Genomic DNA, 21,120 nt, shown 5'->3' with positions numbered 1-21,120 from the left:
GCTGCCAGCGTTACCGCCTTATGCCACCAGCCGCGCCAGCAGCCAGGCCCACGCAGGCAGCGTCAGCAACGACAGCAGGATGCTGTAGCCGACCATCGCTGCAGCCAGGCGTGGCGCCAGCCGGTGCGAAATGGCCAGCGCGGCGGCGGTGATCATGGTGGGCATGGCCGATTCGAGCACATTGGTCTGCAGCATCTGCCCTTGCAGGCCCAGCACCCAGGACAATGGCAAGGCCAGTACCGGCATCAACAGCAGCTTGAACACCAGGCCCACTGCCAATGGCCTGAGTTCGTCGGCAGGCAGGCGCAACTGCAGCGAAAAGCCCACCGAGAGCATCACCAGCGGCAACATCGCATCGGCCAGGTTCTTCAGGCCCGCGCCGATCCAGGCCGGCGGTTGCTCGGGCATCAGGGTCAAGGCGAACAGCAGCGCCCACAACGGCGGGAACTGCAGCACGCGCATCACGATCAGCCGTGCGGTCGGCGGGGTATCGCCGCTGTACCGGGCCAGTACGTACAGCCCGAACGTGGACAGCAACACGAAGGTGCCAAACTGGTCGTAGACCACTGCATACGGCAGTGCGTGATCGCCGATCAGCGCGCGCACCATCGGAAAGCCGATGAAGCTGGAATTGGTAAACACCACACACATCAGCAGCGCGGCGTATTCGGCGCGGCCGAAGCGCAACAGGCGGCTGCAGCCCCACAGCAACGGCACGATGATGGCGGTCAGCAGCCATGGCGTGGCAATCACCCCACCGAGCGAAGCATCCAGATGCAGGCGCGGGACATAGGTCAGCACCGACGCCGGCAGGCAGATGTACAGCACGATGCGGTTGAGCACATCGGCGCTGTTGTCCGGCAACACCCGCAGGCGGGCGAACAGCAGGCCCAGCCCCAACATGGCCAGAATCAAGGCAAATGCATCTACCGCCATGCGCGATCGTGTCCGTTGGAATGCGATGCACAGGATCGCATAGCGCACGGTGCGCATCGGACGATGCGTTGGCCTGGCTGATCCGAGGCGCACGCCACCCGAGCTTCGGTCACCGCGCAATTCCCACTACCGCATGCTTTCCCTATGCCGAAGCCAGCGGAGCGAAGACGCGGCGCCTGCGCTGTTCCAGACGATGCGTCGGACAAACACGGCATTGCACCGTGTTTGATGGTGCGCGGACAAACCCTGCAGCAAATTCGCAGCGTCGGCTGCGCGGTACGCTCACCGCGCGCGGGACACGCCGTGAACCCGTCCCTGGGAGTTCGATGGCGGCCTCGATGCCGCCGACGGCCCCGCAATCGGCCAGGACACCGCACTAGACAGCGCGTTGGTGACTTGATTGAAGAGCAAGGACGCAGCGTCAGCCATTCGACCGGCTGTTTCTTTAACTCTGCGCATCGACCACCTTAACTGGTCCTTGCGCGCTCACCGTCGCAGGACCCTCGGCGGCATGGAGGCCCGCCCCCCCACGGAGCCTACAGGGACGTCCTTGCAGGCGTGTCCTGCGATGGTTGGGCGGGCAAGGGCCCTGCAGCCACGCCGCAGACCCATGCTCTGCTCTCCCGCATCGACCCCGCAACGTCAGCAAGCCAAGGTTCCAAGCCGTGCTTGCGACAGGCGCAGACCCGATCAGCCTTTCGCCGAGCGAACGGCATCAAGGTCAGACGTCTTGGTTTCAGGTAAGCGGCGGGCCGGCGCACCAGATGGCGCCTGGTTTATCGGCAAATGGCGGCAGCCCGTGGATCCACTGCACGACCCGCGCTGCAGGAACTCCCGCAGCGCGGCGAGGCATTACCGAAACGCTGGCGGGTTGGCCTGCCAGGCTGCGAAGACCTCGGCCAGGCTGGCACGGTCGGCTTCGCGCCATTCCGGCAACAGGCTGGCGTAGTTGGCGGTGCTGCTCCAACGGTCCGGCCAGGTGCGCACGGCTGCGGCATACCACTCGACCGCCTCCTGCTTGCGCCCGGCACGCCAGAGCGCCAGTGCAGCCGTGGTTGGCAGCCATTCCGGCGTGGCCGGACGGCCATTGGCCAGGTTGGCCCATTGCTGCAGCGCCTTGTCGGGCTGGTCGGCACGCAGCAGGTCCCACCCATAGTTCCAGGTGATGGCCCGGTACTGCTGGCTGCCGTTGGAGACCAGCGCCAGCGCGCCCTGATACAACTCATCGCCCAACTGGGTGCGCCCGCCCGCATAAGCCAGCGCCGCCAACTGCGCGCGCGGATCGGCCGCACGCGCGTCGCGTTGCACCATCGCCGCCAGCCGGTCGACGACTGCATCGCCCTGGCCCTGTACGGCCACCACGGCCTTGGTGGTACCGCGATCTTCGTCGAAATAGAACTCCTTGGGCTTGGGCAAGCTCTGCGCCTGCGCCAACGACCACACCCCTCCGAGCAGGGCCAGAGCGGCCCACGCGTATTTCCTTTTCACTGTGTTTTCCCCTGACAGCAAACGACCCCTTCCCATCCCCATCCTACCCGCAGCGCGTCGGCTGCGCATCCGCACAGGGATAGGTGCGGAAAAGCTGACTGTTACACTTTGCGCCGCCGTTTTGGAATCCGTCGGGTGCGTCAGATAGTTTCAGATGACATGCACCGGGGCCCAGCCACCCTTTCCGGGCACGCCATGACCAGTACCGCTGCGCTTTCTTCTCCCGACTCTGCCAACACGCCGGAGCTCGGCCGGGTGGATGCGGACTACACGCTGGACCACAAGTACACGCGCACCGATGGGCGCATCTACCTGTCCGGTGTGCAGGCGCTGGTGCGGCTACCGCTGCTGCAGCGCCTGCGCGATGACGCCGCCGGCCTTGCGACCGCCGGCTTCATCAGCGGCTACCGCGGCAGCCCGCTAGGCGGGCTGGACCTGGAACTGTGGCGGGCGCGCAAGCACCTGGACGCGGCCAAGGTCACCTTCACTCCAGGCCTGAACGAGGACCTTGCCGCCACCATGGTGTGGGGCACCCAGCAGACCAACCTGTTCCCCGGCGCGAACGTGCAGGGCGTTTACGGCATGTGGTACGGCAAAGGGCCGGGCGTGGACCGCAGCGGCGACGTGTTCAAGCACGGCAACGCCGCCGGCACCTCGCCGTTTGGCGGCGTGCTGGCGCTGGCCGCCGACGACCATGCCTGCCGCAGCTCGACCCTGCCGCACGGGTCGGAAGACGAATTCGTCAGCGCGATGATGCCCATCCTCAACCCGGCCGGGGTACAGGACATCCTGGACATGGGCTTGCTCGGCTGGGCGATGAGCCGCTACACCGGGCGCTGGATCGGCTTCAAGACGATTGCCGAAACGGTGGAATCGTCCGCCTCGGTGGACGTGGACCCGTTCGCCCGCACCATCGTGCTGCCGGAGGATTTCGCGCTGCCGCCGGGCGGTTTGAGCATCCGCTGGCCAGACCCGCCGGTGGACCAGGAGATGCGCCTGCATCGCTATGCGATTGCCGCCGCGCAAGCCTTTGCGCGCGCAAACCGCATCGACAAGGTGGTGCTGGATGCGCCGCACGCACGCTTGGGCATCGTCACCACCGGCAAGAGCTACCTGGACGTGCTGCAGGCGCTGGAATACCTGGGCCTGGATGCGCAGGCCTGCGCGCAGATCGGCATCCGCGTGTACAAGGTCGGCATGACCTGGCCGCTGGAGCCGGTGGGGATCAGCGCGTTCGCGCAGGGGCTTGAAGACATCGTGGTGGTGGAGGAGAAGAAGGCCTTCATCGAGCGCCAGATGAAGGAGCTGTTCTACAACTGGCCGGCCAGCGCCGGTGCGCGGCCGAGCATTGTCGGCAAGTACGATGAGCAGGGCGCGTGGATCCTGCCGTCCACCGGCGAACTGACGCCGGCCACCATCGCGGCGGTGATCGGCAGACGCATCCTGCGCCTGCTGCCATCGAGCACGATCAATACCGATTCGATCCAGCAGCGGCTGCGCTGGATGGACGCCAAGGAAGCGGAAATGGCGCTACCACGTGCGCAGTTCCCGCGCGTGCCGCATTACTGCTCCGGCTGCCCGCACAACACCTCCACCGCCGTGCCGGAAGGCTCGCGCGCGCTGGGCGGCATCGGTTGCCACTACATGGTGACCTGGATGAACCGCGCTACCGACACCTTCACCCACATGGGCGGCGAAGGGGTGACGTGGTCGGGGCAGGCGCCGTTTACCGACACCCCGCACGTGTTCCAGAACCTGGGCGATGGCACGTATTTCCATAGCGGCTCGCTGGCGATCCGGCAGTCGGTCGCCACCGGCGTCAATATCACCTACAAGATTCTCTACAACGATGCGGTGGCGATGACCGGCGGGCAGCCGGTGGATGGCACGCTCAGCGTGCCCGACATCGCGCATCAGCTGCGCGCCGAAGGCATCCATGAGATTGCGGTGGTCAGCGACGACATCGGCAAATGGACGCGGCGACGCGACCTGTTTCCGCCTGAGGTCGCGTTTCACGATCGTGGTGAACTGGATGCCGTGCAGCAGCATCTGCGCACGGTCAAGGGCGTGTCGATCCTGATCTTCGACCAGACCTGCGCCACCGAAAAACGCCGCCGTCGCAAGCGCGGCAAGCTGATCGATCCGCCCAAGCGGGTGATGATCAATTCGCTGGTGTGCGAAGGCTGCGGCGATTGCGGCGAGAAAAGTTTTTGCGTGTCGGTGTTGCCGAAGGAAACCGAATTCGGGCGCAAGCGCCAGATCGATCAGTCCAACTGCAACAAGGATTATTCCTGCGTCTCGGGCTTTTGCCCGAGCTTTGTCACCGTGCATGGCGGTGCCCCGCGCAAGGGCAAGCGGCGCGACGCCAGCACGCTGCTGGACACGCTTCCCTCACCGCCCAAGCGCACCGCTCTGGAACGGCCGTGGAATATCCTGATCACCGGCGTCGGCGGCACCGGCGTGGTGACCATCGGCGCGCTGCTCGGCATGGCCGGGCACCTGGAAGGCAAGGGCGCCACGGTGCTGGACCAGACCGGCCTGGCGCAAAAGGGCGGCGCGGTGACCACGCATATCCGCATCGCACGCCAGCCCGCCGACATCCATGCCGTGCGCATCGCCGCCGGCGAAGCGGACCTGGTGTTGGGCTGCGACATGGTGGTGGTCAACGATTATTGGGCACTCTCCAAGGTGCGCGATGGCCGCACCCAGGTGGTGCTCAACACCTACGAAGCCATGCCGGGCACATTCACCACGCAGCCGGACCTGCAGTTTCCCGCTGCCGAGATCATCGCCGGTGTGCGCACTGCGCTCGGTGGCCAGGAGCCGTTGTTGCTGGATGCCACGCAGCTGGCCACCGCCCTGCTGGGCGACGCCATCGCCAGCAATCTGTTCGTGCTCGGCTACGCCTGGCAGCACGGGTTGGTGCCGCTGTCGCATGCGGCGCTGATGCGCGCGATCGAACTCAATGGTGCCGCCGTGACGATGAATCAGCAGGCGTTCGCCTGGGGGCGCCTGGCGGCGATCGATCTGCCGGCGGTGCAACGCGCTGCGGGTCTGGCCGATGCCGACGCGCCTGCACATCTGCATGGCGAGACACCGCATGCACGCGGACCAGGCCGCTGGGAAGAGCACGATCTCAGCGGCCAAAGCGCACCGCGTGCGTTGGCGCAGACCGACGGCAGCACGCTGCATGGCGAGGTCGCTGCACCGGCCGCCCCGCTCGACGACGAGCAGTTGGCGCACTCGCTGGACGAGGCCATCGCGCGTCGCGTCGCGTTCCTGACCGACTACCAGGATGCCGCCTACGCGCACCGTTATCGCAGCCTGGTCGAGCGCGTACGCACGCACGAGCTGCAACGCGTGCCCGGCAGCAGCGCACTGACCGAGGCGGTGGCCCGTTACGCCTTCAAGCTGATGGCCTACAAGGACGAATACGAGGTGGCGCGGCTGTATACGCGTGGCGATTTCCAGCGCCGGTTGCAGCAACAGTTCGAGGGCGACTACACGCTGCGCTTCCATCTGGCGCCGCCGCTGCTGGCCAAGAAAGACGCGCACGGCAACCTGATCAAGCGCGAGTACGGGCCGTGGATGTTCACCGCCTTCAAGCTGCTGGCGCGGTTGAAGTTCCTGCGTGGCGGCACGTTCGACGTCTTCGGCTACAGCGAAGAACGGCGTGGCGAGCGTCAGCTGATTGCCGATTACAGTGCCACCGTGGACATGCTGCTGGAACGGCTGGATGCCGATAACGTGGGTTTGGCCGCGCAGATCGCCAGCATTCCGGAACACATTCGCGGCTATGGCCACGTCAAGCATGCGCATCTGCAGGAAGCCAAGGCGCGCGAAGCGGCGCTGCTGGCGCAGTGGCGCAATCCCAGGGCGTTGCATGTGGTGCAGGCGGCCTGATGCACCGCTCAGCATGGTTTTAGCGGGCACGGCCGCGACATCCTTGGCGCGGACACAGCACCAGACAGTTGGTTGGCTGCTTCATTCGAGACCATGCATCGATCGACCATCTCGACTGGTCCTTGCGGCGGACGCGAAGATCTCAAGGGCGCAATGCCCTCACCGCTCGCGGGACACGCCGTGAACCCGTCCCTGGGGGCTCGATAGGTAAAGGCCGAGAGGATCCGATCAGCAATACACCCGCATGACCTGGTCATTGACCACTCCTGTACGCAGGCCAACCTCAGTCGAATCGCGGCCCGCGCATCAGCCGAATCGGTCCGCGAACATCGGGCAGCTGCACGGTTCTGCCTTGCTGGGTGACACGCACGACACCAGCGCTTGCGGCAGCTGCGGCCACCGCACGCACCTGGGGCATCAGGCTCCGCCATACCGCCGCGTCATCGCTAAAGGCACGCGCGACCTCCGAGGGACAGATAGACTGCTCGGGACGACGTTGCGCAAGCAGGTGCCGGATCAACGCGGCAACCTGCGCATCATCGGGCGGCTGCACGCCGAGCCCGCAGGATCACACTGGGCGCAGCAGGCGCAGGCCGAACCAATCCTTGGCATCGTTCCAGCCGTGGGTGACCTTGAGCCCGGCTGCGGCAGCCAATTCGGCAAAACGCGCGTCGGTGTATTTGCAGCTGTATTCGACCTGCATCGCCTCGCCTTCGGCAAACGCGATGTCCTTGCCGCCGACCCGCACCTGCTGCGCGCGTTGGCTGACCAGGAAGGTTTCGATGCGGCCGCGCTCACGGACATACACCGCGTGGTGACGGAAACCGTCCAGATCGAAATCGCTCCCGATCTCGCGATTGAGCCGCGCCAGCAGGTTGAGGGTGAACTCGGCGGTGACGCCGGCTGCATCATTGTAGGCCGCCTCGATCAGCCCGGCGTCCTTGTCCAGATCGATACCGATCAGGGCGCAACCATCGCTGCCCATGGTCTGGCGCATCGCGTCCAGCAATTCGATCGCGGCCGCATCAGCGAAATTGCCGAGCGTGGAGCCGGGGAAGAACACCACGTGCCGCCGCGCCGGGCGCTGCGCATCGGGCAGGCGTAGCGGCTTGGTGAAGTCGGTGCACACCGGCAACATCTGGATCTGCGGAAATTGCTGGGCCAGCCGCGCGGTGCTTTCCAGCAGCGCGGTACGGGAGATTTCCAGTGGCGTGTAGGCCACCACATCGCGCAGGCCCTGCAGCAGCAACTCGGTCTTGCGGCCGCTGCCGCTGCCGTATTCGACCACATGCACGCCAGCGCCGATCGCCTGAGCGATCGAGCCCATGCTGGCTTCCAGCAAACTCAGCTCGGTGCTGGTGAGGTAATACTCCGGCTGCTGCGTAATGGCTTCGAACAGCTGCGAGCCGCGCGCATCGTAGAAATATTTCGACGGCAGCGTCTTGGGCGTTTGCGACAACCCCGCCAGGGCATCGGCAGTGATGTCGTCCGGCTGCGGGCGCAGATCGGTGAGCGCGGCGTGCGCGCGTTGCATGGCATGGGCGGCTGCGTTCAAGGCAGATCCTTGGCAAGGCGCACGCCGGCAAATTGCCAACGCGCATCGGAGGGGAAAAAGTTGCGGTAACTGGCACGCAGATGGCTGGCCGGGCTGGCGCAACTGCCACCACGCAAGACCCATTGCGCATTCATGAATTTGCCGTTGTATTCACCCAGCGATCCGGGCCACGGGGTAAAGCCTGGATACGGCAAATACGCGCTGCCGGTCCACTCCCAGACATCGCCGAACAGCTGCTGGATACCGGTGTCCACGGCGTCGGCGCCACGCGGATGCAGCGCATCGGTGTCCACGAAATTGCCCTGTACCGGCACGCCGGTCGCGGCCTGCTCCCACTCGGCTTCGGTGGGAAGGCGCGCACCGGCCCAGCGCGCGAACGCATCGGCTTCGAACAGGCTCAGATGGCAGGCCGGCGCGTGCGGGTCGCGCATGCGCCAACCGTCCAGCGTGAACTCGCGGCCATCGGCATCCCAATACAAGGGATGCTGCCAACCGTGTGCCTGCACCATCGCCCAACCATCGCTGAGCCAGGCACCGGCGCTGCGGTAGCCGCCGTCATCGATGAATTGCTGGAACTCGGCGTTGGTGACCACACGGCTGGCCAGCGCATGCGCACCGACCAGTACGCGATGGCGCGGCGATTCGTTGTCGTAGGCGAAGCTGTCGGCCTGTGGCCATGCGGGCGCGCCGATCTGGACGACCTGCTCGTCGCGCGCATGCCAGCGCAGTGGGCTGGCAACGGCCGCAGGCGGCGCGGGCAGGTCACGGTAGGCCGGCTGCAACGGGTTGCTCCACAGCGCGTGCTTGATATCGGTCAGCAGCAACTCCTGGTGTTGCTGCTCGTGCTGGATACCGAGCTGCACGACGGTGCAGGCCTGGGCATCGAGCAGGCCTTCGCGCAAGCGCTGCTGCATCTGCCTATCGACCGCAGCACGGTAGTCGCGAACCTGCTGCAACGAGGGACGCGAGAGCACGCCGCGGCGGGCCCGCGCATGCATCGGCCCCACGCTCTGGTAGTAGCTGTTGAACAGGAAATCCCAGGCCGGCTCGAACACGCGATACGCCGGATCGGCCTGCAGCACGAAGCGTTCGAAAAACCAGGTGGTGTGCGCCAGGTGCCATTTGCTGGGGCTGGCATCCGGCATGCTCTGCACCATCGCGTCTTCGGCGCTCAAGGGTGCGGCGAGACGGTCGCTCAGCGCGCGGGTCTGCGCGTAGCGTTCCAGCAGCGTCAACTGCTGTTGCTGGAGGTGGCCAAGCAGAGGAGAGAGTGCAGACATCGCCATATGCTTGGGGAGCGCCCGTGAACGTGCTGTGTCGGCAGCGTGGCAGCCAGCGGTAAGCTGTGGGCATGTCATCGCCATCTCTGTCCAGTACGCTTGCTGGGCCCTTCGATTGGGCCCAGCGCCAGCAGGCATTTGCACTGCCTCCCGGGGTCATCTATCTGGATGCGGCGTCGCGTGGTCCGCTGTTGCGCGCCATGCAGACAGTGGCGCATCACGCGGTGGATGCGATGGCCGCACCGTGGCGGTTGCCATTCGATACCTGGTTACAGCAGATCGAGCAGGTGCGCGGACTTGCGGCCGCGTTATTGGACGGCGATGCCGATGCGGTCGCCATGGTGCCCTCGGCCGCGCACGGCCTGGCCACGGCCGCGTGCAATCTGCCCGTGCAGGCCGGCGACGCAGTGCTGGTGCTGGAAGGGCAATTTCCTTCCAATCTGTTGATCTGGCAGCGCCGCTGCGCAGAGACCGGGGCGCATCTTGTGTCGGTGCCCACCACCGCTGGCGGCAGCTTGACCGATGCAGTGCTGCAGACCATTGCCGACACGCCTGCGCTGCGGATTGCGAGCTTGCCGCATGCGTACTGGCTGGACGGGCGAATGCTGGATCTGGACCGCATCAGTGCCGCCGTGCATGCACGCGGAGCGGCCCTGGTGCTGGACCTGAGCCAGAGCCTGGGGGTGTTGCCACCCGATCTGCACCGCTGGCAACCGGATTTCGTGGTCAGCGTCGGGCACAAATGGTTGCTCGGGCCGATGGGATTGGCGTGGCTATGGGTCGCGCCGCAGTGGCGCACAGACGGGCTGCCGATCGAAGAACACTGGATCGGCCGCGATGCAGGCAGCAGTTGGGAATTCCCGGTGGCCAGCGCGCCGCGGTACCGCAGCGGTGCGCGCCGATTCGATGCCGGCGGGGTTGCCGACCCGTTGCGGGTCGCAATGGCCACCGTGGCCTTGCAACAACTCAACGCGTGGCAGCCGGCGCGCATCGCAGCCGCGTTGGGCGAGTTGACCACGCATTGGAACGCCGCCCTTCAGGCGCGCGGCTTGGGCAGCTGGTGCACGCGCGGACATGCGCCGCATCTCGCCGCACTGCAGCCGCCGGCAGATACGCTGGACGCAGTGGCGACAACCCTCACCACGCTCGGCGTGATCTGCACCCGGCGGCACGGACGTCTACGGATTGCGCCGCATTTGAGTGTCACCGAACACGCACTGTCACGGGTGATTGAGGCGCTGCCAGGCGCATGAAGCGGCACCTGCGTGCAGGAGCAGGCCTGGCCGCGCCATGGCGTCATCGGGGATGCCGCATCGCGGCCAGGTCCGCTCCGACGCATCGATGTGGTCGTGAACCGCATGGGCGTAGCCGTGAACAGGCTTGCCCTGCCGCTCAACCGCGTTGGCTGATCCGCAAGCCACGCGGCGTTGCCCAACGCTCCAGTCCTTCGAACAGGGCCTGCACCACCAGCGCCAGCACCGCGGCGGGAATGGCGCCTTCCAGGATCAGGCCGATATCGTCCAGGCGGATGCCGGTGAGAATCGGTTGGCCATAGCCGCCTGCACCGATCAGCGCGCCCAGCGTGGCGGTGCCCACATTGATCACCGCCGCGGTCTGGATGCCGGCCACGATTGTGCGGCGGGCCAACGGCAGTTCCACCCGCCACAGGCGTGTCCACGCGGGCAATCCGATGGCGCGGGCAGTCTGGCGCAGTTCGCGTGGGATCGAGGTCAGCCCGGCGTGGGTGTTGCGCACGATCGGCAGCAGGCTATACAGAAACAGCGCGGCAATCGCCGGCTTGGCGCCGATGCCGAACAGCGGAATCATGAACACGAACACCGCCAACGATGGCAGCGTCTGCAGCACGCCGGTCAACGACAACACCACCTGCCCCAGGCGTGGACGCCGCGCTGCCAGCACGCCCAGCGGCAGCGCAAGCAGCAACGCAAGACCCAGCGAGATGCCGACCAACGCCAGATGCTCACGTGTATGCCGCAGCAGGCGCGTCAACCGCGAGTCCGTTTCAGAGGCTGGCGTGATGCCCAACCAATGTGCGGCAACCGCCGCTTCGGACTGCCGCTCCAGTTTGACCTGTGCATTGAGCCGCTGCATGGTCGCTTCGTCGATGCGTCCTTGCAGCTCACGCAAGGCCTGCAACATCGCCGGTGCGCGCTGCGCCAGATCCTTGCGATACACGAAAATCGCCTGGTAATCGGGGAAATAGTGGCGGTCGTCGCGCAGCACCTGCAACTGGTAATACGGAATTTCCGCATCGGTGCTGTACAGATCGGTGACCTCGATGGCGCCGCTCTGCAGCGCGCGATAGGCCAGGTCGTGATCCAGCCCGGTCGCGGCCTGCGGCAGCGCGTACGCCGCGCGCACGCCCGGCCAGCCATCGGCGCGCTGCATGAACTCATTGCTCAGACCGATCTTGAGGGTGGGATGTCGTGCAAGATCCGACAACGAGGCGATGCCCAACGTCTGCGCACGTTCGCGCTGCATTCCGAAGGCGTAGGTGTTCTGGAAACCCAGCGAATCGGTCATCGCCAACCCGCGTGCATCGAGTGCGGCGCGCAGCTCGGCCTGGCTGGCGTTGGGCAGTTGCAGCAGCTCCTGTGCCAGCGTACCGGTGTATTCGGCATACGCGTCGATCTGCCCGGTCTCCAGCGCGCGCCACAGGATGCGCGTACCACCGAGTTGCGCGCGGTGCTGCACGTCCACACCATCGCGCTTGCCGGCAGCGGTGGCGATTTCGCCAAGAATGACCGCTTCGGTGAAGTTCTTCGAACCGATGGCGACCTGCGCGGCCTGCGCACCGACACTGCAGACCAGCAGCACCGCAGCGATGAGCGCACGCGCCATCATGCGGCATCGCCAATGCTGCGCTGGGCGCTGAGAAAGCGCTGCACGAACGCATCGGCCGGCTGCTCCAGCAGCTCGCGCGCAGTGCCTTGCTGCACGATGCGCCCGGCACGCATCAGCACCAGGTGGTCGGCCAGATAGGCCGCTTCGGCCACGTCATGCGTCACCAGCACCACGGTCTTGCCCAACTGCGCGAACAGTTCGCGCATCTGCGCCTGCAAGTCGTAGCGCACGATGGGATCGAGCGCGCCGAGCGGTTCGTCCAGCAGCAAGGCCGGCGGGTCCAGCATCAATGCACGAATCAGCCCCACGCGCTGGCGTTGACCGCCGGACAGTTCGGCCGGGTAGCGCGCCAGCAACTCCGTCGGCAATTGGCACAGGGCGCACAAGACATCCAGACGCGCATCGATGCGCTCCCGCGTCCAGCCCAGCGTCTGTGCCAGCAAGGTCACGTTGCTGCGCGCGTCCAGATGCGGAAACAAGCCGCCCTCCTGGATGACGTAGCCGATGCGTTGCCGTTGCGCCTGCAGATTGGCGCGCTGCAACGGCGTGCCGTCGAACGCGACCGTGCCGCTGTCCGGCCACTCCAGCCCGACCAGCATGCGCAGCACGGTGGACTTGCCGGCGCCGCTCGGGCCGATCAATGCGGTCGTGATGCCGCTGGCAAAGGTCAGCGAGACAGCATCGAGTGCGATGGCCTGGCCGTAGCGGCGGCTGACCTGGTCGAGAGTGAACATGCGGCCGAGCTTGCCGAACGCAGCGTCAGCCACGCGCGAAGGTTTGCATCAGCGGGGCGGCGCGAGCAATTCGCGTGCGCTCAGGTAGCCGTCGCCATTGGCATCCTGCCGCGCGAAGCGCGCGATCAGGGTGGCGCGATGCGCCGCACGGGTGATCGGCTTGCCGCGGCGGCCCGGCAGTTCATCGCCTTGCAGCACGCCATCGTGATCGGTATCGCGTTGGTCGAAGGCATAGCTCATCCAGGCCAGATATTCGTCCAGGCTCACCCGCCCATCGCCATCGGTATCCATGCGCTGCAGATATTGCTGGCTGTCCTGGACCTGGGCCTGCGCAGCAACCGCCGGCAGAAAGGCGCACCACACGGCCAGCACGGCCCGCACTATCGCGCCACGCACCCGATGTACACGCATCACAGCGCGCCTGCCGCCCGGGTTACGCACCACTCAGCGCATACCCCTTGAGCCGCGCCGCATACGCCTGCAATGCCGCATTACCGCTGGCCTCGGCCTCATGGCACCACTGCTGCAATTGCCGGAGCCGCTCGGACGCATCGTGGCTGCGCGCTTCCAGCACCGCGGTCAGCCGCGCACGGTACTCGACCAGCGTGCGCATGCGCGGACGCTGCGCCACCCAGGCCTGCAACTGCGCCCGCGCGTCCGGCTTGAGCCAGCGCCCATCGTCGAGCAGGCCCTTGCGCAGGCGACGCGGCAGCAACTCGCGCAGCTTGGCGCCGGTGGCAGCCGCCTCTTCGCGCAACGCCGGCTTGAGCACGTTGCGCTGGTAGTCGGTCATGGCCTGGAAGCGGTGCGAGAGCAGCGCCTTGAGCGTGTCGGCATCGGGCACGGCGATATTGGGGCGAATATCCAGCGACGGCGCTACCCGCAGCACCTTGGCCAGGCCCAGCGCCTGCAGGCCGCGGATCGCGATCCAGCCGATATCCAGCTCCCAACGCCGCATCGAAAACCGTGCCGAGCTCGGGAAGGCATGATGGTTGTTGTGCAATTCTTCGCCACCGATCCACAGCGCCCACGGGGTGAGGTTGGTGGAGGTGTCGGCCGATTCGAAATTGCGATAGCCCCACCAGTGGCCCAGGCCGTTGACCACACCCGCTGCCCAGAACGGAATCCACGCCATCTGGATCGCCCACAACGCGATGCCGGGCAACCCGAACAGCACCGTGTTGATCACGCCCAATGCAATCGGGCCGGCGTTGGCATGCGGCGTGTACAGATGCCGCTCGATCCAGTCGCTAGGCGCGCCCTTGCCGTACTGCTCGATATCGGCGCGCTGCGTGCGTGCTTCGCGGTACAGCTCCACGCCGCGCCAGAACACCTGCGAGATGCCCTTGGTCTGCGGGCTGTGCGGATCTTCCTCGGTTTCGACCTTGGCGTGATGCTTGCGATGGATCGCCACCCATTCGCGGGTGATCATCGAGGTGGTGAGCCAGGTCCAGAACCGGAAGAAATGCGCGATGACCGGATGGAAATCCACACCGCGATGCGCCTGGCTGCGATGCAGGTACAAGGTCACCGCAAAAATGGTGAGCTGGGTGAACACCAGCAGTACTGCCAGCATGCCCCACACGCCCAGCCCTGCCACGCCGGAAGTCAGAAAGTCGATGATCGGATCGGACAACATCGGCATCTCCACAGCAGCGCTCCCCATTTGATGCAGACATGATGGGGGCGATCGCGGCAAACTTCACCCTTCGGATGCGTAGGGTTGCACCTACATTTCTAAAGCGATTCAGACCCCGTCCCCACTTCCGTCTGCTGTCACCCGTATGACTGTTGCTACCGAAAATGCTGCTGTTTCTGCTGCTGTCGCCAACGCCGCCCCGCTGATCGAACTCGACCAGGCCAGCGTGATGCGCGGCCAGGTGCGGGTGCTGCATGCGCTGAGTCTGCGCATTGCGCTGGGGCAGCACACCGCGATCCTGGGCCCCAACGGCTGCGGCAAATCGTCCTTCATCAAGCTGATCACGCGCGAGCTGTACCCGCTGGCGCGCGGCGACGGCCAGCCCGCCGTGAAGGTGCTGGGACAAACGCGCTGGCAGGTAGATCGCCTGCGCTCGCAACTGGGCATCGTCACCGGCGATCTGAGCGTCAACCTGGCCGACATGCCGGGGCTGGATGTGGAAAGCGCGGTGCTCTCCGGATTCTTCGCCAGCTATGTGGTGCCGCCACATCGCGAGATCAGTCACGACATGCGTGCACGCGCGCGCGAAGCGCTGGCGCTGGCGCGCGCATTGCCGCTCGTGGACCGGCAATTTGCCGAACTGTCGGCCGGGGAAACCCGCCGGGTGCTGATTGCGCGTGCGCTGGTCAATCGCCCGCAGGCGTTGCTGCTGGACGAACCGTCCACCGGGCTGGATCTGGTGGCGCGCCAGCACCTGCTCGAGACGATGCGGCACCTCGCCCATCAAGGCATCACGCTGGTGCTGGTGACCCATCACATCGAAGAAATCGTGCCCGAGATCGAACGGGTGATCCTGCTGCGCGCCGGCAAGGTGGTGGCCGACGGCACGCGTGAGGCGCTGCTCACCGATGCCAGCCTGTCGGCCGTGTTCGACGGCCCGGTGCGGGTGCAGCGCGATGGCGAGCGCTGTTGGGCGACAGTGGGCGAGTAGCCGACACTCCGCCCGCAGTTCGCGCAGGGCGTGTCCTTGCACGAGCTGCCGACGATGCTCGGCAGCGCGATGGCCAAGCGCGCGCCGGATGCGCGCATAACCGCCTCACAACCACGCTTTCCAGGCATGACCTTGGACACGGGACGCCGCCGCCGCGCCTGCGCTTAGACTCGCCGCACACACAGACAGGAGTCGTCCCGATGGCCCAGTGGTATTTCCATAACCCCGGACAGGCCGACCGTCTCGGCCCCCTCGACGATGCCAGCGCCCGCGCGCACGCGCAGCGCCACCCCGATGCGCTGGCCTGGCGCGACGGGCTCGATGGCTGGACGTCGGCCCGTCAGCTGACCGAACTGCAGGGCGGCGCTAGCGCACCGCCGCCGTTGACCGGCATGCACGGGCGCGCGGATGAAATCGACTACCGCATTGTCGGCAACGACATGCAGTTCGTCGAAGTCGAGCTGGACCCGGGCGAGAGCGCCATCGCCGAGGCCGGTGCGCTGATGTACAAGGACGCGGCGGTGCAGATGGACACCGTGTTCGGCGACGGCTCGCATGCCGGTCAAAGTGGCGGCGGGCTGATGGGCAAGCTGCTGTCGGCCGGCAAGCGCGTGGTCACCGGCGAAAGCATGTTCACCACCGTGTTCACCCACGCCGGCAGCGGCAAGGCCAAGGTCGCCTTTGCCGCGCCCTACCCGGGCACGGTGCTGGCGCTGCGCCTGTCCGAGCATGGCGGCCAACTGATCTGCCAGAAGGACAGCTTTTTGGCCGGCGCGCGCGGGGTGTCGCTGGGCATCGCCTTCCAACGCAAGATCCTTACCGGCCTGTTCGGCGGCGAGGGCTTCATCATGCAGAAGCTCGAAGGCGACGGCTGGGTGTTCGTGCATGCCGGCGGCACCGTCGTCGAACGCGAGCTGGGCCCGGGCGAGCGCATCGACGTGGATACCGGCTGCGTGGTGGCCTATCACGCCGGCGTGGACATGGACGTGCGCCGCGTTGCCGGCCTGAAGAGCATGTTCTTCGGCGGCGAAGGCGTGTTCCTGGCCACCCTCACCGGCCCGGGCAAGGTCTGGCTGCAATCGCTGCCGTTCTCGCGCATGGCCGGCCGCATGCTGCAGGCCGCCCCGCAAGGCGGTGGTCAGCAGCGTGGCGAAGGCTCGGTGCTGGGCGGCCTGGGCCGCTTGCTGGATGGCGATAACCGGTTTTGATCGGGTGTCGCGGCGGGCGGACGTGATGGCGAGTTGGATTCGGGGGGCGAAGCACGCGTCGTTTCGCTTCTGAAGGCGCGTGGCGAGGCGTTTGTCGCTCCAGGCATCTGGCATGTGCTGGGGCGTACCCTGGTCCGGCGCGTTGCGCCAGCTTCTGCTCCATGAAGCAGGAAACTGTCCCGGCGGGAGAAGGCAGGCGACCGGGCCGTTGTGCAATGACGGCACCCTGGCCGCAGCCAGGCCCATCGCCGCACGGAACCGGAGCCCTCTCCCGGCAGGGCGAAAAGGCAGGGCGAGCGCGCCATCGGCGCGCCTGCCTTCGAGCGTCCACGCCGCAAGGTGGGAGGTTGGGGCGCGGAGCGGGGGTTGGGGTGAGGGTCCGGGCGAAGCCACAGGTGGAATGGGAATGCATCAGGCGCCGCTCTTGCCCTCGTCCGGCGCTGCGCGCCACCTTGTCCCGCGGGGAGAAGGAAGTGCAACGCCTGCAAAAGATGCTGTTCCGAATGAATTCCACTCACGCCACACCAGCGCAGCAGTGACAGCGCGCGTGTATTCTCCCTCGCCTTTCCCATCGATGCTCTCGCCATGATCGCGCTCCGCTGCTCCCGCTCGCTCGCCCTGTTGTCCATGCTCGGTCTGCTCGGCGCCTGCGGGGGCGAGCCGCGCCCGGCGACACCGGCGCCGGTGGTGCAGGCACCTTCGGCCGCAGCCCCCAAGCCCATCAAGATCGGCGTGGCGCTCGGTGGCGGTGCGGCCAAGGGCTTTGCGCATATCGGGGTGATCAAGATGCTCGAGGCCAACGGCTTTGCGCCGGTGGTGGTGTCCGGCACCAGCGCCGGCAGCGTGGTGGGCGCGTTGTATGCCAGCGGCATGGATGCGTTCCAAATGCAGGAAAAGGCCGTCGCGCTCGACCAGACCAGCATCCGCGATGTGCGGCTGTTTTCCGGTGGCTTGGTGCAAGGCCAGAAACTGCAGGACTACGTCAACGAACAGCTCGGCGGCAAGCCGATCGAAAAACTGCGCAAGCCGTTCGCAGCGGTCGCCACGCGTCTGGAAGATGGCGAACGTACCGTGTTCGTGCGCGGTAATGCCGGCCAGGCGGTGCGCGCGTCCAGCAGTATCCCGGGCGTATTCGAGCCGGTGACCATCGGCAACTATCACTTCGTCGATGGCGGCGTGGTCAGCCCGGTGCCGGTGGATGCGGCGCGCCAGTTGGGTGCCGAATTCGTGGTGGCGGTGGATATTTCCAGCAAGGCCAGCGGCAAGAATCCGGGGGACCTGCTGGGCACGGTGAACCAGTCGATCTCGATCATGGGCCAGCGCCTGGGCGAGGCCGAACTCAAACGTGCCGACGTGGTCATTCGCCCCAAGGTCAACGATATCGGCTCGGCCGATTTCAACCAGCGCGGTGCGGCGATCCTCGAAGGCGAGCGCGCCGCAATGGCGGTGATGCCGCAGATTCGCGCCAAGATTGCGCAACTGCAGGCCGCGCGCAGCAGCGCAGTACGGACCGCCGCCGATCAGGCCAAGGCGGCCAAGCAACAGGCGTACGAGCGCTGCCTGGAACAACGCTCGCGTTGGGAAAAATTGCGTGGCAAGGATGAGGGCTGCGTGGCGCCGTAAGGCGGCTGTGGGCTGCGCTGGAGGAATGGATTGCGGCCGGATGCGGCCGTGGGCGGGGCGCGCATGCACGCAAGGACTCCGTCGGCGATGCCTGTGACGCACGCCTGCCGGCCAGTCGCATGTAGCTGCACAGTGAGTCCGCTGGATGTCATGGGTGCTCGGGCCGGATGTCATCGGGACGGCATCGCGGCCGGGGCCGCTCCTACAATGGCCTGTGCCGCAGCCCTCGCTGTTGCGGCATGCGTGTGCGCCAAGGGGCGTGCTGGTGGGTGCCTGGTCGCAACGAATGCACCCCACGTGGGGCCTGCACCCGACGTGGTGGCTGGTGCGGACGGCGGGCTTGGCCGAGTCGTGGCAGTTGAGGACAAAACGGCATCGAGATGGCGTCGTGGCCGAAGGCTCGACAACGACGACCTGCGTCGCTGCACTGCGCTTGCCGCGTGGTTGCACTGCGCTTGCTACGTGGTTGCACCGCGCTTGCAGGAGCGACCTGCTCGCGATGCCGTCCCGGTCACCACACCGCACGCATCGCGCCGTAATGCGCATCGCTCGGCCGCATGCTTCACTCAGGCGTCTGCATCGCCCACGACCTCAATACCGCCAACGCAGCGACACGCTGACAAAGCGCGGTTCGCCGTAGTTCTGATAATCCAGATTCGCCCAATAGGTCTTGTCGAACGCGTTACGAACCGCCAGCGAGGCGGTCCACTGCTCGCTGATGCGGTAATTGGCGTTCAAATGCACCAGCGCGTACGGGTTCTGCACCACGGTGACCGGCGTGGTGGCGCCCGTGCCGTCGCCGGTGGGGCGTGCGATATTGAAGCCGCGTACTGCGCTCTGCCAACTCACGCCGCCGCCGATGCTCAACCGGTCCCACGTCCCCGGCAGGCGCCACTGGGTGGAGAGTTGCAGATAGTCTTCGGGCAGGTTGGCGTAGATCGCATCGGTGGGCGCGCGCGTCACCTTGACGTGGGTATAGCCGGCGTTGATGGTCCAACCGGGCAACACTTCGCCATTGAAATCCACTTCCCAACCGCGGCTCTTGGTGCCATCCACGCCGATGTACGCTGAGCTGCCATCCGGCAGCGAAGCTTCCGGCTGGGTCATGTCGCGCACCGCGTAGTTGTCCTGCTTGGCTTCGAACACGGCGGCGGTGGCCATCGCGTGGCCATCGAACAACTGCGCCTTGATGCCGGCTTCCAGGTTGGACCCTTCCACCGGCGCGAGCAGGGTGTTGTCCTTGTCGCGGTAGTTCTGCGGGTTGAAGATTTCGGTGTAGCTGGCGTAGACCGACACCTCCGGCACGATGTCGTACACCAGGCCGACGTACGGGGTGACTTCGTCGCTGACTTCATAGCGGCCGCTGGTGCCGGTGTAGCGGCCGCTGGCATTGAACGCCTGGGTGCGGGTTTCCCAGGAGCTCAGCCGCGCGCCGGCAATCAACGACAGCGGATCGGCCAGCCGCAAGCGCGTGGAGGCATACACGCCGCGCTGGGTGGTGCGTGCGTCGCGTCGCGCGCCGGTACGCGTGTAGCTCACCGCGGATGCGTCGCCATTCCAGTTACGGATGTTGGGAATGAAATAGCACCGTTCGCTGCCGCAGGTGGTCCAGTCGTCGGGATAGGTCTGCGCCAGGGTATAGGTGGTCGATTGCAGGTCCTGCCAGCTGCCGCCGATCACCACGTCGTGCTGGCGGCCGAACAAGGCGAACCCGCCGGACAGGTACACGTCCACGCTATCGCGCGTGTCCTGCGTTTCGCCAGCGTTGGCGCGCAGAAACACGCCGCTGCCATCGGCGGCCGGGTAACCGGTGCCGTAGACGCGCAGGCTCTGCACGGCGCCCTTGGTGTGGGCGGCGTTGACGCGCAGCAACCAGTCCTGCCCGAAGCGCTGCTCCAGGTTGGCGAATGCCGTGCTGGTGTCGCGCTGCCAGCGTGTCCATTCCGGCGCCATGTTGGTCGAGCGCGACAGGTTGGCGAAGGAGCCGTCGGCGGCGAAGAACGGCACCGTGCCCCAGGTCGAACCGACCGGGCTGTTGTCCTGGCGCTGGTAGCCCACGGTCAGCGTGCTGCTGTCGGTCAGGTCGCCTTCCAGCACCGCCATGCCCGACATCTTGTTGTCGTGGTAACGGTCGTAGTAGTAATCGCGATCCTGCCAGGCGGCCACCACGCGGCTGCGCAAGCGTCCGTCTTCGGTCAGCGGCGCGTTGACGTCGGCCTGCATGCGGCGGAAATCCCAGGTGCCCGCACTCACTCCGAACGAGGCGTCGAAGTCCTTGCCCGGGCGCTTGCGCAACAGGTTCACCGTGGCCGAGGGAATGCCCGCACCGGTGAGCAGGCCATTGGCGCCGCGGATCACTTCGATGCGGTCGTAGAAGACCGTGTCGTATTCCTGATTGGTGGCGCCGCTGTAGGTGGGCAGGCCATCGACCTGGAAGTCGGTGATCTGGAAACCGCGCGCGAAATACAACGGCCGCTGGGTGTCGTAGAACGACACGTTGACGCCAGTCACATTGCGCATCACATCGTCGATGCTGAACAGCGATTGCTCTTCCAGGCGCTGCAACCCGATCACGCTCACCGACTGCGGGGTTTCCTGCAGGGTCAGCGGCAGCCGCGTGGTGGTGGCCGGTTGCGCGCGACTCACCGTGCCATTGACGCTGACCTGGTCGAGCGTCGTGGCGTTGGTCGCATCGGCGGCGTCAGCGGCATGGGCAGCGGGAGCCAAGGTCGACAGCGCGCACAGCAGCGCGGCAGACAATAGGCCAAGGGGAGCGATGGCAGCAGACATGGGGCGTTCTCGTCGATCGCTGCGGACGCAGCGCGTCACGCAACAGGGAAAGGCACAGGCACACGCGGGCGTCCACTCGAACCGGCTGGCTGACCCTGCGCGGGCTGG

15 protein-coding genes are annotated in these 21,120 nt (G+C 66.4%); 5 read left to right on the top strand and 10 right to left on the bottom strand.

Going from position 1 to position 21,120, the window contains the following annotated elements:
• Positions 1-18 precede the first annotated feature (18 nt).
• Together ACCQ00_RS00860 and ACCQ00_RS00855 are read right to left on the bottom strand one after the other, a co-directional pair.
• Positions 19-936 (bottom strand): AEC family transporter, encoded by a 918-nt coding sequence (locus ACCQ00_RS00860; protein WP_039571011.1) that lies wholly within the window; start codon positions 934-936, stop codon positions 19-21.
• Positions 937-1,788: 852 nt separating this feature from the next.
• Positions 1,789-2,424: a hypothetical protein gene (locus ACCQ00_RS00855; RefSeq protein ID WP_039584125.1), complete on the bottom strand. Its 636-nt coding sequence runs from the start codon at positions 2,422-2,424 to the stop codon at positions 1,789-1,791.
• A gap of 159 nt (positions 2,425-2,583) precedes the next feature.
• Between ACCQ00_RS00855 and ACCQ00_RS00850 the strand changes: the two genes are divergently transcribed.
• A complete protein-coding gene (locus tag ACCQ00_RS00850; protein WP_180959827.1) occupies positions 2,584-6,327 on the top strand; it encodes an indolepyruvate ferredoxin oxidoreductase family protein in 3,744 nt (1,247 codons plus the stop codon).
• 283 nt (positions 6,328-6,610) lie between these two features.
• On the opposite strand, the gene ACCQ00_RS00845 is transcribed toward ACCQ00_RS00850, so the two are convergent.
• From ACCQ00_RS00845 to egtB, 3 genes are read right to left on the bottom strand one after another with little or no spacing between them, the layout of a single operon-like run.
• Complete coding sequence (locus ACCQ00_RS00845) at positions 6,611-6,880, bottom strand: DUF3253 domain-containing protein (RefSeq protein ID WP_017157359.1); 270 nt, start codon at positions 6,878-6,880, stop codon at positions 6,611-6,613.
• A gap of 15 nt (positions 6,881-6,895) precedes the next feature.
• Complete coding sequence (gene egtD, locus ACCQ00_RS00840) at positions 6,896-7,882, bottom strand: L-histidine N(alpha)-methyltransferase (protein WP_039570995.1); 987 nt, start codon at positions 7,880-7,882, stop codon at positions 6,896-6,898.
• Positions 7,879-9,168, bottom strand: a complete 1,290-nt coding sequence (egtB, locus tag ACCQ00_RS00835) for an ergothioneine biosynthesis protein EgtB (protein WP_039570997.1) — start codon at positions 9,166-9,168, stop codon at positions 7,879-7,881. Before egtB ends, egtD begins: the two co-directional genes overlap by 4 nt.
• A 65-nt stretch (positions 9,169-9,233) precedes the next feature.
• Between egtB and ACCQ00_RS00830 the strand changes: the two genes are divergently transcribed.
• Complete coding sequence (locus ACCQ00_RS00830; protein WP_039571000.1) at positions 9,234-10,415, top strand: aminotransferase class V-fold PLP-dependent enzyme; 1,182 nt, start codon at positions 9,234-9,236, stop codon at positions 10,413-10,415.
• A gap of 139 nt (positions 10,416-10,554) precedes the next feature.
• Here ACCQ00_RS00830 and ACCQ00_RS00825 read toward each other — a convergent pair whose 3' ends face one another.
• The 4 genes from ACCQ00_RS00825 to ACCQ00_RS00810 are packed head-to-tail and all read right to left on the bottom strand — an operon-like array spanning position 10,555 to position 14,400.
• Positions 10,555-12,027, bottom strand: a complete 1,473-nt coding sequence (locus tag ACCQ00_RS00825) for an ABC transporter permease/substrate-binding protein (protein ID WP_039571003.1) — start codon at positions 12,025-12,027, stop codon at positions 10,555-10,557.
• Positions 12,024-12,761 (bottom strand): ATP-binding cassette domain-containing protein, encoded by a 738-nt coding sequence (locus ACCQ00_RS00820; protein ID WP_039571013.1) that lies wholly within the window; start codon positions 12,759-12,761, stop codon positions 12,024-12,026. Before ACCQ00_RS00820 ends, ACCQ00_RS00825 begins: the two co-directional genes overlap by 4 nt.
• A 48-nt stretch (positions 12,762-12,809) precedes the next feature.
• Positions 12,810-13,157 carry an EF-hand domain-containing protein gene (locus ACCQ00_RS00815; protein WP_039571006.1) on the bottom strand — a complete coding sequence of 116 codons (348 nt, stop codon included), beginning with the start codon at positions 13,155-13,157 and terminating at the stop codon, positions 12,810-12,812.
• 37 nt (positions 13,158-13,194) lie between these two features.
• Positions 13,195-14,400, bottom strand: coding sequence for a DesA family fatty acid desaturase (locus ACCQ00_RS00810; protein WP_441005362.1), 1,206 nt, complete (start codon positions 14,398-14,400; stop codon positions 13,195-13,197).
• A gap of 145 nt (positions 14,401-14,545) precedes the next feature.
• Here ACCQ00_RS00810 and ACCQ00_RS00805 point away from each other — a divergent pair, with 145 nt between their 5' ends.
• The 3 genes from ACCQ00_RS00805 to ACCQ00_RS00795 all read left to right on the top strand — a co-directional run bounded on the left by ACCQ00_RS00805 (position 14,546) and on the right by ACCQ00_RS00795 (position 18,222).
• Entirely contained in the window at positions 14,546-15,391 is an 846-nt protein-coding gene (locus tag ACCQ00_RS00805) for an ABC transporter ATP-binding protein (RefSeq protein ID WP_017159607.1), read from the top strand.
• A gap of 200 nt (positions 15,392-15,591) precedes the next feature.
• A complete protein-coding gene (locus ACCQ00_RS00800) occupies positions 15,592-16,599 on the top strand; it encodes a TIGR00266 family protein (RefSeq protein WP_039571008.1) in 1,008 nt (335 codons plus the stop codon).
• Between the two features lie 585 nt (positions 16,600-17,184).
• A complete protein-coding gene (locus ACCQ00_RS00795) occupies positions 17,185-18,222 on the top strand; it encodes a patatin-like phospholipase family protein (RefSeq protein WP_017157369.1) in 1,038 nt (345 codons plus the stop codon).
• A gap of 591 nt (positions 18,223-18,813) precedes the next feature.
• Here ACCQ00_RS00795 and ACCQ00_RS00790 read toward each other — a convergent pair.
• On the bottom strand, positions 18,814-21,012 hold the full coding sequence (locus tag ACCQ00_RS00790) for a TonB-dependent siderophore receptor (protein WP_039575179.1): 2,199 nt from the start codon (positions 21,010-21,012) through the stop codon (positions 18,814-18,816).
• Positions 21,013-21,120: the final 108 nt, after the last annotated feature.

Origin of the sequence: Xanthomonas sp. NCPPB 3761 (genome assembly GCF_041475705.2) — a bacterium.
GTDB lineage: Bacteria > Pseudomonadota > Gammaproteobacteria > Xanthomonadales > Xanthomonadaceae > Xanthomonas > Xanthomonas phaseoli.
The sequence above is the reverse complement of the archived record's forward strand: the minus strand, read 5'-3'. Positions and strand labels throughout refer to the sequence as shown.